The sequence below is a fragment of the Ferrovibrio sp. GW821-FHT12D07 genome (assembly GCF_058807275.1).
Genome location: NZ_JBXAQN010000001.1, coordinates 1404665 through 1419433 on the forward strand (window position 1 = coordinate 1404665; position 14769 = coordinate 1419433).

Sequence of the window (14769 nt, forward strand, 5' to 3'; positions counted from 1 at the left end):
CGCCGTTTTGTCGCTGAGTCTGCGCGATTTCCGCAACTACGCCGAGCTGCAGCTGCATTTGAGCGGCGCGCCTGTGGTGCTGACCGGTCCGAACGGGGCCGGCAAGACCAACATCCTGGAGGCGCTGTCCTTCCTCAGTCCCGGCCGCGGCCTGCGCCGCGCCAGGCTGTCGGAAGTTAGTCGCAGCAGTGTTTCGTCCTGTCGCTGGGCCGCCCATGCGGAACTGGCCAGCAATGTCGGTCCGGTCGCCATCGGCACCGGTCTGGCCGAAGGTACAGGCGAGGATGAGAGTTCCGAGCGCCGCGTCGTGCGTATCAACGGCGAGGCGGCGAGCAGCGCCAACGGGCTGTCGGACTATCTTGATGTGGTGTGGCTGACGCCCCAGATGGATCGTCTGTTCGTCGACGGGCTGTCGACGCGGCGGCGGTTCATGGACCGGCTGGTTTACGGTCTGGACAGCGGCCATGCCCGTCAGGTGGCGGCGTATGAGCGTGCGACGCGCGAACGCAATCGCCTCCTGAAGGCCGGCAATGCGGATGCGCGCTGGCTGGGCGCGCTGGAAAGCCAGATGGCCGAGCATGGCCTGGCGGTGGCCGCAGCGCGGCGCGAGGGACTCGCCCGACTGGAAGCCGGCATGGCGCTGGCGACGGGACCGTTTCCGAAGGCGCGGCTGGCGGCACAGGGCTTGATCGAGGGCTGGCTCGCCGATATGCCGGCGCTGGCGGCCGAAGAGAAGTTTCGCGGCCTGCTGGCCGAGCGGCGCGGCATCGATCGCGACGCCGGCACGGCGACCGAGGGGCCGCATCGCAGCGACATGGCGGTGTGGCATGCCGACAAGGATCAGCCGGCGGCACAATGCTCGACGGGCGAGCAGAAGGCGCTGCTGATCGCCATTACGCTGGCCAATGCGCGGCTGATCCGTGCACGTCGCCATGTGGCGCCGCTGATGCTGCTGGACGAAGTGTCGGCGCATCTGGACGGCACGCGCCGTGCGGCGCTGTACGAGGAATTGCTCGCCATTGGCGGGCAGGTTTGGTTGACCGGGACGGACGAGGACCTGTTTGCAGGGCTCGACGGCCAGGCCGAGTTTTTCACGGTGGCCGACGGCGTTGTGACGTCGCGCGCCCCGATACGTTGAGGTTGTAGGATATGAGCGAAGCAGTGATGCCGCAGGGCAACGACGGTAACGGCGAGAATTACGATTCCTCCGCCATCAAGGTGTTGAAGGGTCTGGATGCGGTGCGCAAGCGCCCGGGCATGTATATCGGCGACACCGATGATGGCACCGGCCTGCATCACATGGTCTACGAAGTTGTTGACAACGCGATCGACGAATCTCTGGCTGGCTATTGCGACGAAGCCTATGTCGGCCTCAATCCCGATGGTTCGGTGACGGTGCGCGACAACGGCCGTGGCATCCCGGTCGACATCCATCCCGAGGAAGGCGTGTCGGCGGCCGAGGTCATCATGACCCAGCTGCATGCCGGCGGTAAGTTCGACCAGAATTCCTACAAGGTGTCGGGCGGCCTGCATGGCGTGGGCGTCTCGGTCGTGAACGCGCTGTCGGTCACGCTCGACCTGCGCATCTGGCGCGGCGGCAAGGCCTATCACATGCGCTTCCGCCATGGCGAAGCCGAGGCTCCGCTGGCCGAAGTCGGCGCGGCCGATGGCAAGCGCGGCACGGAAGTGACTTTCCTGCCGTCGGCGGAAACCTTCACCAAGACCGAATTCGATTTCGCCACGCTTGAACACCGCCTGCGTGAGCTGGCCTTCCTCAACACCGGCGTGAAGATCGTTCTGGAAGATCTGCGCGGCGTCGAGCCTAAGCGCGTCGAGTTGCGCTATGAAGGCGGCGTCGAGGCTTTCGTGACCTATCTGGATCGTAACCGCACGCCGCTGCACAAGCCGCCGATCGCCATCCGCGGCGAACGCGACGGCATCAGTGTTGAAGTGGCGCTGGAATGGAACGACGGCTATCACGAGACGATGCTGTGCTTCACCAACAACATCCCGCAGCGCGATGGCGGTACGCATCTGGCCGGTTTCCGTGGCGCGCTGACCCGTTGCGTGAACGGCTATGCCAATGAAAGCGGCATCGCCAAGAAGGAAAAGGTCACGCTGACCGGCGATGACGCACGCGAAGGCCTCACCTGCGTGCTGTCGGTCAAGGTGCCCGATCCGAAATTCTCGTCGCAGACCAAGGACAAGCTGGTGTCGTCGGAAGTGCGTCCGGCGGTGGAAAGCCTGGTCAACGAACTGCTGACCAGCTGGTTCGAAGAGCATCCCGCCGATGCCCGCACCATCGTGGGCAAGGTGGTGGAAGCCGCTGCTGCGCGTGAAGCTGCCCGCAAGGCGCGTGAGCTGACCCGCCGCAAGGGTGCGCTGGATATCTCCTCGCTGCCGGGCAAGCTGGCGGATTGCCAGGAACGCGATCCGGCCAAGGCCGAACTCTTCCTCGTCGAGGGTGATTCGGCGGGTGGCTCCGCCAAGCAGGGTCGCAACCGCGCCTTCCAGGCCGTCCTGCCGCTGCGCGGCAAGATCCTGAATGTCGAGCGCGCGCGTTTCGACAAGATGCTGTCCTCGCAGGAAATCGGCACGCTGATCACCGCGCTGGGCACCGGCATTGGCCATGAGGATTTCGATCCGGCCAAGCTGCGCTACCACAAGATCATCATCATGACTGACGCGGACGTGGATGGCGCCCATATCCGCACCCTGCTGCTGACCTTCTTCTATCGCCAGATGAAGCCGCTGATCGATGCAGGCCATCTCTATATCGCGCAGCCGCCGCTTTATAAGGTCAAGCGCGGCCAGTCCGAGCGCTATCTGAAGGATGAGCCGGCGCTGGAAGAATTCCTGATCAACGAAGGCATGGAAGGCACGGTCCTGCAGCTGCAGGACGGCAGCCAGCGTGCTGGCAACGACCTGCGCGTCCTGCTGGAGCATGCCCGTGTTTCGCGCGCGCTGCTGACCGCCATCGGCAAGCGTTACAATCCCTGGATCGTCGAGCAGGCTGCCATCCTCGGCATGCTGCAGACCGATATCGCCGCCGATCCGGTCAAGGCGGCGGCCACGGCCGAAGCTTTGGCCAAGCGCCTCAACATGCTGGCGCCGGAACTGGAGCGTGGCTGGGTCTGCGAGCCCACGGGCGATGGCGCCTTCAGCGTGAAGCGTTCCTTGCGTGGCTATACCGAAAGCTATTTGCTGGATGGCCAGCTGTTCCGCTCAGCCGAGGCGCGCAAGCTGAACGAGATGGCGGGCGAGCTGCAGGCGACCTACCTGAATGCCTCCGAGCTGCGTCGCAAGGATGACCTGCACAAGATCCGCGGGCCGCTCGACCTGCTTGAGCGAGTGCAGACTGCCGGCCGCAAGGGCATTACCATGCAGCGCTATAAGGGCCTGGGCGAGATGAATCCGGAGCAGCTGTGGGAAACCACGCTGGACACCGAGGCGCGCAGCCTGCTGCAGGTCAAGGTCGACCATGCCGAGGATGCCGACAACGTCTTTGAAACGCTGATGGGTGATGTGGTGGAGCCGCGCCGCGACTTCATCCAGAGCAACGCACTGAACGTCGCCAATCTGGATATCTGATCGGCAAGGATTCGCGGATTGAAGCGGCCCGCTTTCAGGACTGAAGGCGGGCCGTTTTTTTGTTTTTGACTTACGCCGGTGTGTTCGCCGGCAGGCGCGCGATGGCTTGGGCCAGTTCTTCCGGGAAAAACGGCTTGTGCAGCTTTGCCACGGCTACGCCGGTGGGCAGGTCGGAATAGCCGGTTACCACGATAATCGGCATATCGGGCGTCGCCGCTCGGATGCACTCGGCAAGCTCGACGCCCGTCATGCCCGGCATCGACTGATCGGTGATGACGAGGTCGATGGCTTTTTCACGGGCAAGGATGCTGAGTGCCTGACTGCCGGAGACGGCTTCGAAAACGGTATGCCCCAGATATTCCAGCATGGTGCGCATGGTCATGAGCAGCAGTCGATCGTCGTCGACCGCCAGGACGCAGCGGGCAGAGGGTGAAGAGGCAGGGCGCATGGAGTTCGTCTCAGGTTGCAGCCTTCAATCTGCCATAGGGCGACAAATCTTTGCCAAGAATAATCCCTTATTCTACCTGACCATTGATAGCGCCGGTCCCTATACCCGTTTTGGGCGCGAAGCACGGGATCACTTCCACGATGGAGGAGATAGGCTACACTGTCGCTCCGTTCCAGTTCCCATTCTCTGGCGCTTTGCGGAAGGACGTCTGCAATGTCTTGGCGAGTAGCAGAATACGCGCCGTCACTGCGATGGTTCCGCATCGGCATCGGCCTGTTGCCGCTGGCGGTGGCGGCGATCTGGGCGTGGCAGGTCTGGTCTGACAAGCGCGCTGTGGCCATCGAGAGCGCGCGGCAGAACACCGCCCTGATCAATGAATATGTTCTGCGCATCATGCAGAGCCAGAAGCTGCTGCTGCTGCAGATCGATAACATCGTCTCTGAAGATCCGGATGCCAACGAGGAGATGCTGCATCGCAAGTTGCGCATTCTGGATGCGGGGTTTGAATTCACCACCAGCCTGGGCATCGTCGGGCCCCATGGCCAGGCGCGTGCCGGCAGCCGGACCTATCCGTTGATGCTCGACATCAGCGAGCGGGAGTATTTCACCGCCCTGCGTGATCATGACCTGCCGATCTTTATCGACCGCATCGTTCTGCGGCCCAATAACCTGGATACGCTGCTGCTGGGTCGCCGGCTGTCCGGGGACGGTTTTCGCGGTATTGCGACGGCCTCGATCGAGATCAAGAACCTGACGGATTTCCTGTCCACTGTCAGCGCCAGCCCTGATGCCGCGGCTTTCCTGCTGCGGGCCGATGGCAAGCTGCTGGTTCGCCCTGATCCGAATGCACCAGCCGCGACCATGCGGCCTGATGGTCCGGTGATGAGTGCCATCGCACGGGCCGATGCGGGCATCTTTGATGCGCCAGGTTATATGGACGGCGTCGGCCGGACTTATGCGTATCAGAAGATCGAGAATTTTCCGCTCTATGCCATCCAGGGATTTTCCCGGTCGACTTTGATTCGCGGCGTTGCCACGGACATGGCACCGATCGTGGCTTTTCTGGTGGTTCTCGCCCTGTTGGGTTCCATCGCGCTATCAGCCGTCGTGAAGCGCATCGAAGCGGATCGCGCGCGACAGCTGGCCGAGTTTGACCGCAAGCTGCTCGATGATGCCCGCCGCGTTGCCGGGTTCAAGGAGACGCTGCTCAAGGAAATGAATCATCGCATCCACAATAATCTGCAGATGATCCAAGCCCTGATTTATACCCGCAGTCGCGCACCCGCGGGCGATACGGCCAGCACGCTGAAGGAAATCGGCAAGCGGGTCTGGGCGATCTCGGAGGTGCACAATCTGCTGTACAACACGGCGGAGTATTCCCGGATCGACCTTGGCGCTTTCCTGCGCACTATGGCGAACAACCCCGGCATCGTTCCGCCCGAGCAGGGCATCCTAGTCCGGTGCGAGACCGACAAGGTGGAGGTTGCGCTGGAGCAAGCGGTGCCGGCGGCGCTGATCGTGCTGGAATTCCTGACCAATGCGCTGAAGCACGGCTTCCCCGATGGACGGGCAGGCAGTATTGCCATCACCCTGCTGCGCTGGGAAACCGAAGCCGAGATCACGGTGATGGATGACGGCATCGGTATGCCGCTCGCTCGTGGTCGCGATTCCGGCATGAAGCTGACCCAGACCCTGGCCGATCAGATCGGCGGGATCATCGAGGTCAGCAGGATGGGCGGCGGGGGTACCATGGCCCGGCTGCGTTTCCGGACTGATAGCGGCGAAACCACACGGCCGACACCGGAATTGGCCCAAGCAGGCTGAAAAGCCAAGCGTTTTTGCAGCCTCGCTCCTTGCCAAGCAGATCAAGAATTAAAGTAGAAACAGTCACTTATGTTGTATTAGCGGCCTGTTTTTCATATTAAACATATTATATTTGTTAAAAAAATAAATTAACAATAATTCGTAGTTAAAAAAAATTGACGCTCTGCCATATATGTGGAACTCTCCGTCCCGCCAAGAACCGGGTCGGTCCGGCAGGCGCATGAAGGGTTCCAGGGGTATGACCATCGACATTCAGGGCATCGTCAAACAGTTCGGCAGCACGCCTGTGCTGCGCGGCATCGACCTGAAAATTGCCGATGGCGAACTGATCGCCCTGCTAGGTGCGTCCGGTTCGGGCAAGACGACGCTGCTGCGTATTCTGGCCGGCCTCGACTGGCCGAATGCAGGGCAGGTGAGCGTGGATAGTGTGGATTGGCTGTCGCTTGAACCGCAACGCCGCCAGGTTGGTTTTGTGTTCCAGCATTACGCGCTGTTCCAGCATATGACAGTCGCCGACAATATCGCCTTCGGCCTGCAGGTGCGGCCGCGCGACCTGCGTCCGGCCCAGAATGAAATCGCCGCCCGCGTCGACCAGCTGTTGGAGCTGGTGCAGCTCGGCGGTCTGGGCAATCGCTATCCGTCCCAATTGTCCGGCGGTCAGCGGCAGCGCGTGGCGCTGGCGCGTGCGCTGGCGATCCAGCCCAAGATTCTGCTGCTCGACGAACCCTTCGGCGCGCTGGATGCCCGCGTGCGCAAGGACCTGCGCCGCTGGCTGCGTGAGCTGCATGAACAGCTTGGCACCACCACCATTTTCGTCACCCATGATCAGGAAGAGGCATTCGAGCTGGCCGATCGCGTCGTGGTGATGGGCGAAGGTCGCGTCGAACAGGTGGGCACGCCCGATGAAATCTATGAACATCCCGCGAGTCCTTTCGTCGCCCGTTTCCTGGGCGGTGTGAACGAGCTGCCGGCGGCCCTGCAGAATGGCCGCCTGGTGCTGCCCAATGCCGATGCTTCTGCTGTTGGCCGTATTGCCGCTGGCGATGGCGATGTGACGCTCTTTGTGCGCCCGCATGAAATCGACCTGCTGCCCGACAGCAGCGCTACGGCGCGGATCGCCGGCACGGCCTCGAATGGCCCGAGCTTCCGCTACGATGTGGAACTGCCGGGTGTGGACCGCACGGTGGAAGTGGAGCTGTCGCGTGAAGCCATGCGCGACCGTCCCCTGCGTCGCGGCGATACCGTGCGGCTGCAGATTCTGCGTGGCCGCATCTTCGCGCCGCCGCATGCCCGGGTGCAGCCTGCGACAGAAACACGCGCGGCGCTCAGCCTGACGCACTGAATACCCAAAAAAGGAAATCCGTCATGATCCGTATTGCCAGCCTCGCGGCAGCCTTTGTCATTGCAGCCATGCCTGTCATGGCGCAGGACAAGCAGGTCGACATCCTGAATGTGTCTTATGACGTGGCGCGCGAGCTCTTCGTCCAGATCAATCCGGTCTTTGCCGCCGAGTGGAAAGCCAAGACCGGCCAGACGCTGGAGATCAAACAGTCGCATGCCGGCACCTCACGTCAGGCGCGCTCGATCATGGAAGGCCTGCAGGCCGATGTGGTGACCTTCAACCAGTTCACCGACGTGCAGATCCTGGCTGACCGCGGCAATTTCGTCTCCAAGGACTGGCAGAAGAAATTCCCTAACAACGCTTCACCCTTCTATTCGCTGCCGGCCTTCCTGGTGCGCAAGGGCAATCCGAAGAACATCAAGGACTGGGGCGATCTGGTTCGCCCGGACGTGAAGTCGGTCTTCCCCAATCCGAAGACCTCGGGTAATGCGCGCTACACCTATCTGGCTGCCTATGCCTTCGCGCTGGAACAGTCCAAGGGCGATCAGGCCAAAGCCAAGGATTTCGTGAAGAAGCTGCTGGCCAATGTGCCGGTCTTCGATACCGGTGGGCGCGGTTCGACCACCACCTTTGTCGAGCGTGAAATCGGCGATGTGCTGATCACCTTCGAGTCCGAGACCAACGGCATCCGCCGCGAATACGGCGACAAAGGGTTCGACCTGGTGACGCCGTCGCTCAGCGTGCTGGCGGAATTCCCGGTCGCCGTGGTCGACAAGGTGGCCGAGAAGCGCGGCACCCGCGAGGTGTCGACGGCTTACCTGCAGTTCCTCTACAGCGAGGCCGGCCAGGACATTCTGGCCAAGAACTTCAACCGTGTGCACAACGCCAAGGTGGCCGAGAAATACAAGGCGCAGTTCCCGGCCGTGAAGCTGGTGACGGTGGACGATGTCTTCGGCGGCTGGGAGAAGGCCACCAAGGATCACTTCTCCGAAGGCGGCATCCTCGACCAGGTATTCGTCAACCGCTGATCGCGGTTCTCAAGGCATAGTTTCATGACGACTGTGACACAGCATGCCGGACCCCGGGTCCGGCATGTTCTCCCCGGCTTCGGCCTTACCATTGGTAGCACGCTGCTGTATCTGGCGGTGATCGTGCTGCTGCCGCTGGCGGCGCTGATGCTCAAATCCACCGAGATCGGCTTCGGTGGTTTCTGGCGCCTGATCACCAGCCCGCGCACCATGGCCTCGCTGGAGATCACCGTGGCTGCCGCCGCCCTGGCAACGGTCTTCAATGCGGTCTACGGCCTGCTGATGGCCTGGATTCTGGTGCGTTACGACTTCCCCGGTAAACGTTTCATCGATGCGTTGATGGACCTGCCTTTTGCGCTGCCCACGGCAGTGGCCGGCATCGCGCTGACAGCGCTGTTCGCCAAGAACGGCTGGTATGGCCAGGTGCTGGATGGTGCCGGCATCCAGGTCGTCTACACCATCACCGGCGTTGCCATCGCCATGGCCTTCACCAGCGCACCTTTCGTGGTGCGTACGCTGCAGCCGGTGCTGGAAGATATCCAGCCCGATGTGGAGGAAGCCGCATCGACGCTGGGCGCCTATCGTGGCACGATTTTCCGCAAGGTGATCTTCCCGGCGATCTTCCCGGCCTATCTCACCGGTTGTTCGCTGGCCTTCGCGCGCTGCCTGGGTGAGTTTGGTGCCGTGATCTTCATCGCCGGAAACCTGCCGCTGAAGACGGAAATCGCCGCGCTGCTGATTTTCATCCGGCTTGAGGAATTTGATTATCCGGCCGCCGCCGCCATTGCCATGGTGCTGCTGACGGCCGCCTTCACCATCCTGCTGCTGACCAACGCGCTCCAGGCCTGGCATACGCGCTACCGGCGGAAAGTGGTCTGACATGGTCGTTTCCGCCTATCAGCCGCCGCAGGGTGGACGCTGGCTACCACGCCTGCTGATCGGTGCCGGCATCCTGCTGACCCTGCTGTTCATCCTGGTGCCGGTGGTGTTGATCTTCACTCAGGCTTTCTCCAAGGGGCTCGATACCTACATCGCCAACATCCTGCATCGTGAAACCCTGCAGGCGGTCCTGCTGACTGTCGTCGTCGCGGTGGCTGTGGTGCCAGTCAATATCCTGTTCGGAGTAGCGGCGGCCTGGGCAATCACAAAATTCGAATTCCGTGGCAAGAAACTGCTGCTGACCGTGATCGAGATTCCCTTCTCGATCTCGCCGATCGTGGCCGGCGTGATTTACATTCTGCTCTATGGCGGCCAGGGCCTGCTCGGCCCGCTGCTGGAAAGGCTGGACCTGCGCATCATGTTCGCGCTGCCGGCGATCTTCCTGGTCACGCTGTTCGTCACCAGTCCCTTCGTGGCGCGAGAGTTGATCCCGCTGATGCAGGCGCAAGGCACCGAACAGGAAGAGGCGGCCGTGACACTGGGCGCCAGCGGCTGGCAGACCTTCTGGCGCGTTACCTTGCCCAATATCCGCTGGGCGCTGCTGTATGGCACGGTGTTGTGTGCCGCGCGCGCCATTGGCGAATTCGGTGCGGTTTCGGTGGTGTCGGGCAATGTGCGCGGTGAGACCAACACACTGCCGTTGCAGGTCGAACTGCTGTATCACGACTATAACGCGGCAGGTGCTTTCGCTGCCGCCAGCACGCTGACGCTGATCGCCCTGATCGCGCTGGTGGTCAAGACCGTGCTGGAGCGCCGGATACAGACCCGGCGCGCCGTCGGTCACTAAACAGATTATTCCGCCGCTGCGGCGAAATCCCGCTGTGCCATGTCTGCCAGCAGGCGGAAGCTGTGGGTTTCCGGATTCCATTCCAGCAGCCATGAACCACCGCGGCCATTGCTGCTGCGCTCCAGCGTGACCTGCAGCCAGATCAGGCGGCCATCGCTGCGCGCCGCGTCGATGCGCCAGCGGGTAGCGGCCAGGGCCGAAGGCTGACGGTCGCGACGCACCACGATGCCGACGCTGTTGCTGCGCGCAGCGGCCATCTGCAGGCGCTGCATGTCTTCTTCATTGAGCGTATCGAATTCACCGATCACCGCGCCGTAACCCAGTTCGCGCAGGCTCTGATCCATGGCCCAGAGGCGGTCGGCCGGGCGATGCGTCCAGGCGATGGTCAGGCGGCGATGGTCCAGGCCCTGACGCGAGAGCGCCGGCGCCTTCAGTTGCTGGTCCGGAGTGATCCACAACACCGGCTGCTGGCGCGGATTGCGACTGGTCAGCGCCGCCAGGAAAACGGTGATGGCGGTGTAGTCGCCGGTCAGTTCATGCAGGCCGCCGCAGGCAAGGCCATGACCGGGCAGAACCCGGTCGATCTGCGACAGGCCGAACCGCATGGTGCCGCCCGGATGCAGAAAGGCATTCTCGAAGGCCAGATGGGACAGGCGGTCGCGCAGACGTTCGATGGTGGCAAGGCGGGTCATGTCGGGCCTCCGGATCAGAATGTTCTCATGTTCTAATCTTGATCCAGTTTGAGCGCAATATGTTCTTTTTAAATTCGCGAATTTTCCGGAATCTGGCATTAATAATGAGAACATTATTGATCAAAAAGACTGAAAAACGGGGTTTTTCATTTAAGACGTCAAGTTAGGTTGCGCCTCATATCTTGACTCGGTTGCGCCTGACCGGCAGCGTAACGGAACGGCTGCGGAGCGAGTCCATGGCCCGATTTCGGGGGAACGGCCATGCCGGTAACGACCATTGGCGTGAAGATCGATGAAGACCTGAGGGCGCGGCTGAAGCGGGCGGCCGATGGGATCGGGCGGTCGCCGCACTGGCTGATCAAGCAGGGCATCTTCTCCATGCTGGATCGCGTCGAACGCGGTGATGCGCTGGACGACCTGCTGGGTGAGGGCAGATCGACCATCGACCTGCTGGAAGCACCGGCCGATACCGCGCAACCGCCATTTCTCGAATTCGCCCAAACGATCCAGCCGCAGAGCGTGCTGCGCGCCAAGATCACGGCGGCCTATCGCCGGCCCGAACCGGAATGCCTGCCGCTGCTGATCGCGGAGGCCACACTACCTAAGCCGATGCTTGCTTCCGCAAAACAGCTGGCGCATCGCTTGGTCGAAACCCTGCGCAGCAAGAGCGAAGGCGGCGGTGTCGAAGCGCTGATCCACGAATATTCGTTGTCGAGCCAGGAGGGCGTGGCACTGATGTGCCTGGCCGAGGCACTGCTGCGTATCCCGGATCGCGCCACCCGCGATGCGCTGATCCGCGACAAGATCGGCGTGGGCGACTGGGAGGCCCATCTGGGGCACAGCCCGTCGCTGTTCGTAAATGCCGCCACCTGGGGGCTGCTGGTGACCGGCCGGCTGGCTGCGACCAATAGCGGCAAGGGGTTGTCGACAGCGTTGACCAAGCTGATCGCCAAAGGTGGTGAGCCACTGATCCGCAAGGGCGTCGATATCGCCATGCGCATGATGGGCGAGCAGTTCGTCACTGGTCAGACCATCGCTGAGGCATTGGCCAACAGCCGGAAATTCGAGGCGCAGGGTTTCCGCTATTCCTATGACATGTTGGGTGAGGCGGCGGCCACTGCGGCCGATGCGCAGCGCTATTACGCCGAATACGAGCAGGCCATCCACGCCATCGGCCGGGCAGCGGCGCGGCGCGGCATCTATGAGGGGCCGGGCATCTCGGTGAAGCTTTCGGCGCTGCACCCACGCTACAACCGCGCCAATCTGGAACGGGTGAAGGCCGAACTGCTGCCGCGCCTGAAGGCGCTGACGCTGCTGGCGCGACAATATGATATTGGCCTCAATATCGATGCCGAGGAAGCCGACCGATTGGAAATCTCGCTCGATCTGCTGGAGGCGCTTTGCTTCGATGCCGATCTGGCCGGCTGGAACGGCATCGGCTTCGTGGTGCAGGCCTACCAGAAGCGCGCGCCCTTCGTGATTGACTGGCTGATCGACCTCGGCCGGCGCAGCAGCCATCGCCTGATGGTGCGTCTGGTGAAAGGTGCCTACTGGGATAGCGAGATCAAGCGTGCGCAGGTCGACGGCTTGGAAGGGTTTCCTGTCTATACGCGCAAGATCCATACCGATGTGTCGTATCTGGCTTGCGCCCGCAAGCTGCTGGCGGTGCCCGATGCAATCTATCCGCAGTTCGCGACCCATAATGCGCAGACGCTGGCCACTATCCACACGATGGCGGGTGCGAATTACTATGCCGGCCAGTATGAATTCCAGTGCCTGCATGGCATGGGCGAGCCGCTATATGAGGAAGTGGTCGGCCGTGACAAGCTCAATCGACCCTGTCGCATCTATGCGCCGGTCGGCACGCATGAGACGCTGCTGGCCTATCTGGTGCGGCGCCTGCTGGAGAACGGCGCGAACACGTCTTTCGTCAACCAGATCGCCAATGCCGAGATCGCCATCGATGACCTGATCGCCGATCCTGTGGGCATGGCGAAGGCTATCGAGCCGCCGGGGTCTCCGCACCCCAAGATCGCCTTGCCGCGGGATATGCTGGGCACACGGCTGAATTCCGCCGGCATAGACCTGTCCAACGAACAGCGCCTGGCGTCGCTATCGGCTGCACTGCTGGCCGGCAATGACATGATCTACCGCGCCGGCCCGATGCTGGCTGCCGGAGCCGTTGAGGGAACGGCGCATCCGGTGCGCAACCCGGCCAACCGCAGCGATGTCGTCGGGATGGTGAGCTATGCCACCGCTGAAGTCGTCAAAACTGCGATCGATAGTGCGATGGCTGGCGGCCAGATCTGGCAGGCCACACCAGCAGAGGAGCGGGCGCAATGCTTGCGTCGCGCTGCCGATCTGCTGGAAGTGCGCATGCCGCAACTGCTTGGCCTGATCGTGCGCGAGGCCGGAAAGTCGTTGCCCAATGCGATCGCCGAGATACGCGAAGCTGTCGATTTCCTGCGCTACTACGCCGATGCCGTGACAGATTTCTCGCCTGACACGCACCGACCGCTGGGGGCCATCGCCTGCATCAGTCCCTGGAATTTCCCGCTGGCGATCTTCACGGGCAAGGTCGCTGCGGCACTGGCGGCCGGCAATGTGGTGCTGGCCAAGTCGGCGGAAGAGACGTCGCTGATTGCCGCTCAGGCCGTTCAGATCCTGTGGGAGGCCGGCATTCCGCCCGCAGCCGTGCAACTGCTGCCGGGCGAGGGCGATATCGGTGCGGCGCTGGTGGCCGATGCACGCATTCGCGGCGTGATCTTCACCGGTTCGACCGAAGTCGCGCGGCTGATCCAGGCACAGCTGGCCCAGCGGCTCAATCCCGATGGTCGGCCGGTGCCGTTCATTGCCGAAACCGGCGGACTGAATGCGATGATCGTCGATTCTTCGGCGCTGCCGGAGCAGGTGGTCGGTGACGTGCTGGTGTCTGCCTTCGATTCCGCCGGCCAGCGCTGTTCGGCACTGCGCATTCTCTGCGTGCAGGAGGATATCGCCGACGCCGTACTCACCATGCTGAAGGGTGCGATGGCGGAGCTGGCCGTCGGATCGCCGGACCGGTTGTCGGTTGATGTCGGTCCGGTGATCACGGCGACCGCACGCCAGTCGATCCTCAGGCATATCGAGCAGATGCGTGCCAAAGGTTGCCGCATCGAACAGTTGCCGCTGCACGGCAAGCAGGGCACCTTCGTGCCGCCAACCCTGATCGAACTGGATCGCGTGTCTGACCTGCGGCAGGAGGTCTTCGGTCCGGTGCTGCATGTGGTGCGCTATCGGCGCGACCGCCTGGATGCCCTGATCGAGGAGATCAATGCGGCCGGCTATGGTCTGACTTTCGGCCTGCACAGCCGCATCGACGAAACGATCGCGCATGTGACCCAGCAGATCGAGGCCGGCAATCTCTATGTGAACCGCAACATCGTGGGTGCAGTAGTGGGCGTGCAACCTTTCGGCGGCCATGGCCTGTCAGGCACCGGGCCGAAAGCCGGTGGACCGCTTTACATGCATCGTCTGTTGGCATCGGTGCCTGCACTGGCAATGAAGGGGCAGGGCGACCATGCGCCGGCCGGGTCCTATCTGGCCTGGCTGGGCCAGCAGGGCCATGTGGCTGCGGCCGAGCGCTGCAAGGTCGCGATGGAGCGCAGTCCGCTGGGCTTTGGCGCCGAACTTCCGGGGCCGGTGGGCGAGCGCAACCTGTATGCCCTGTTGCCGCGCGGCGATATTTTCTGCCACGCGCAAAGCCAGGATGGCCTGCTGATTCAAATGGCAGCCGTATTCGCCACGGGCAATCGCGTGGTGATCAGAAAAGATATGCCGCATGCGGCCTTGATCAAAGGGTTGCCGGCGGACCTGCGAGCGTTTGTATCAGTTGGTGAAGCGGAGGTGGCGGGGGCCATCCTGTTCGAGGGTGATGGCGATGCCTTGTGTCGTCTGGCCCAGACGGTGGCCGGGCGAGGGCAGAGGGTATTGCCGATCCATAGAGCCGATGCGAACGGCGATTATCCGCTGCACTGGCTGCTGGCCGAGCGCAGCATCAGCACCAATACGGCCGCTGCCGGCGGCAATGCCAGTCTGATGAGCGTCGGATAAGGGAAAGGCCTGCCGCGGATAGCCGC

The 14769-nt window shown here is 62.6% G+C and carries 10 protein-coding genes; 8 read left to right on the plus strand and 2 right to left on the minus strand.

All coding sequences use genetic code 11. From position 1 onward, the window contains the following. Window positions 1-7 precede the first annotated feature (7 nt). On the plus strand, window positions 8-1138 hold the full coding sequence (gene recF / locus AC1RRE_RS07060) for a DNA replication/repair protein RecF (protein WP_492980406.1): 1131 nt from the start codon (window positions 8-10) through the stop codon (window positions 1136-1138). Between the two features lie 11 nt (window positions 1139-1149). Further along, the gene (gene gyrB, locus AC1RRE_RS07065; RefSeq protein WP_492980407.1) at window positions 1150-3591 is read left to right on the plus strand and encodes a DNA topoisomerase (ATP-hydrolyzing) subunit B; all 2442 of its coding nucleotides are present in this window, start codon (window positions 1150-1152) and stop codon (window positions 3589-3591) included. Window positions 3592-3661: 70 nt separating this feature from the next. On the opposite strand, the gene AC1RRE_RS07070 is transcribed toward gyrB, so the two are convergent. After that, entirely contained in the window at window positions 3662-4039 is a 378-nt protein-coding gene (locus AC1RRE_RS07070; RefSeq protein WP_492980408.1) for a response regulator, read from the minus strand. A gap of 213 nt (window positions 4040-4252) precedes the next feature. Between AC1RRE_RS07070 and AC1RRE_RS07075 the strand changes: the two genes are divergently transcribed. From AC1RRE_RS07075 to cysW, 5 genes are all read left to right on the plus strand, one after another. After that, window positions 4253-5863: a sensor histidine kinase gene (locus AC1RRE_RS07075; protein WP_492980409.1), complete on the plus strand. Its 1611-nt coding sequence runs from the start codon at window positions 4253-4255 to the stop codon at window positions 5861-5863. 238 nt (window positions 5864-6101) lie between these two features. Further along, complete coding sequence (locus AC1RRE_RS07080) at window positions 6102-7205, plus strand: sulfate/molybdate ABC transporter ATP-binding protein (protein WP_492980410.1); 1104 nt, start codon at window positions 6102-6104, stop codon at window positions 7203-7205. A 23-nt stretch (window positions 7206-7228) separates the two neighbouring features. After that, complete coding sequence (locus AC1RRE_RS07085; RefSeq protein ID WP_492980411.1) at window positions 7229-8233, plus strand: sulfate ABC transporter substrate-binding protein; 1005 nt, start codon at window positions 7229-7231, stop codon at window positions 8231-8233. Between the two features lie 24 nt (window positions 8234-8257). Then, on the plus strand, window positions 8258-9112 hold the full coding sequence (gene cysT, locus AC1RRE_RS07090; protein ID WP_492980412.1) for a sulfate ABC transporter permease subunit CysT: 855 nt from the start codon (window positions 8258-8260) through the stop codon (window positions 9110-9112). A gap of 1 nt (window position 9113) precedes the next feature. After that, entirely contained in the window at window positions 9114-9959 is an 846-nt protein-coding gene (gene cysW / locus AC1RRE_RS07095; protein ID WP_492980413.1) for a sulfate ABC transporter permease subunit CysW, read from the plus strand. Window positions 9960-9964: 5 nt separating this feature from the next. Here cysW and AC1RRE_RS07100 read toward each other — a convergent pair whose 3' ends face one another. After that, window positions 9965-10651, minus strand: a complete 687-nt coding sequence (locus AC1RRE_RS07100) for an ImuA family protein (protein WP_492980414.1) — start codon at window positions 10649-10651, stop codon at window positions 9965-9967. 261 nt (window positions 10652-10912) lie between these two features. On the opposite strand from AC1RRE_RS07100, the gene putA reads away from it, so the two are divergent. Continuing rightward, on the plus strand, window positions 10913-14743 hold the full coding sequence (gene putA / locus AC1RRE_RS07105) for a trifunctional transcriptional regulator/proline dehydrogenase/L-glutamate gamma-semialdehyde dehydrogenase (RefSeq protein WP_492980416.1): 3831 nt from the start codon (window positions 10913-10915) through the stop codon (window positions 14741-14743). Window positions 14744-14769 lie beyond the last annotated feature (26 nt).

Excerpts from the sequence above, each read along its gene's own strand:
- gyrB (WP_492980407.1), top strand. The coding sequence starts at position 1,150 with ATGAGCGAAGCAGTGATGCCGCAGGGCAACGACGGTAACGGCGAGAAT.
- AC1RRE_RS07070 (WP_492980408.1), bottom strand. The coding sequence starts at position 4,039 with ATGCGCCCTGCCTCTTCACCCTCTGCCCGCTGCGTCCTGGCGGTCGAC.
- AC1RRE_RS07075 (WP_492980409.1), top strand. The coding sequence starts at position 4,253 with ATGTCTTGGCGAGTAGCAGAATACGCGCCGTCACTGCGATGGTTCCGC.
- AC1RRE_RS07080 (WP_492980410.1), top strand. The coding sequence starts at position 6,102 with ATGACCATCGACATTCAGGGCATCGTCAAACAGTTCGGCAGCACGCCT.
- AC1RRE_RS07085 (WP_492980411.1), top strand. The coding sequence starts at position 7,229 with ATGATCCGTATTGCCAGCCTCGCGGCAGCCTTTGTCATTGCAGCCATG.
- cysT (WP_492980412.1), top strand. The coding sequence starts at position 8,258 with ATGACGACTGTGACACAGCATGCCGGACCCCGGGTCCGGCATGTTCTC.
- cysW (WP_492980413.1), top strand. The coding sequence starts at position 9,114 with ATGGTCGTTTCCGCCTATCAGCCGCCGCAGGGTGGACGCTGGCTACCA.
- AC1RRE_RS07100 (WP_492980414.1), bottom strand. The coding sequence starts at position 10,651 with ATGACCCGCCTTGCCACCATCGAACGTCTGCGCGACCGCCTGTCCCAT.
- putA (WP_492980416.1), top strand. The coding sequence starts at position 10,913 with ATGCCGGTAACGACCATTGGCGTGAAGATCGATGAAGACCTGAGGGCG.